At 33.7% G+C, this 658-nt stretch carries 1 protein-coding gene and 1 pseudogene; both read left to right on the top strand.

The annotated features are described in order from the left end of the window. On the top strand, window positions 1-297 hold a 297-nt coding region (locus ACSSV9_RS14595), incomplete at its 5' end, for a T9SS type A sorting domain-containing protein (RefSeq protein WP_437347992.1). Continuing rightward, window positions 294-658: pseudogene (locus tag ACSSV9_RS14590) on the top strand (T9SS type A sorting domain-containing protein); the annotation flags it as partial. The gene ACSSV9_RS14595 and the pseudogene ACSSV9_RS14590, both read left to right, overlap by 4 nt.

Genomic DNA, 658 nt, shown 5'->3' with positions numbered 1-658 from the left:
GCAAATAATTTTTCTGAAGTATATAGCGAGAAGTATAATTTTAGTTTATTTAAAAACTATCCCAATCCGTTTAACCCATCTACTACAATAGAATATTATTTGCCCAAAAGCGGAAAAGTTACTATAAAAATATTCGATTCTCTCGGTAAAGAAATAGAGACGCTTGTTAATGAACATAAACAAGCTGGACATTATCAAGTAATCTTTAATGCAAGGAATCTGCCAAGCGGAGTTTATTATTACTCATTAATATCTGGCTCTACAATAATTACAAAATCAATGGTTTTAATTAAATGAAATCAATTTATTTAACAATTTTATTTGTATTCTTAACATCAATTATTTTAGCTCAGTATGATGACCCGTATCAATTTTTTCCGGCTAATTTAGGCGACCATTGGGAATATACATGGGCGGGAGGAGACCTGCATTATACAGTACTGCGCGATTCGATAGACCCGAAAGACAGCAGCAGGTTTATATTTTTTTATGATCCGCCTTTGTATTATGGCGCTGATTATAGAATAGACAGGAATTATAATGTTTTCAACGTCCCTCAATTCGATAACCGACATGTCTACAAATTAAATGCACAGGTAGGTGAACGGTGGGTTGTTATAGTTGAAGATTCCAGCAAGTGGGAAGAATCGATGGTAAG

It is taken from the genome of Melioribacter sulfuriphilus, assembly GCF_051488685.1.
In the GTDB taxonomy this organism is placed as follows: Bacteria; Bacteroidota; Ignavibacteria; order Ignavibacteriales; family Melioribacteraceae; genus Melioribacter.
This window is presented reverse-complemented; position numbering and strand designations above follow the sequence as displayed.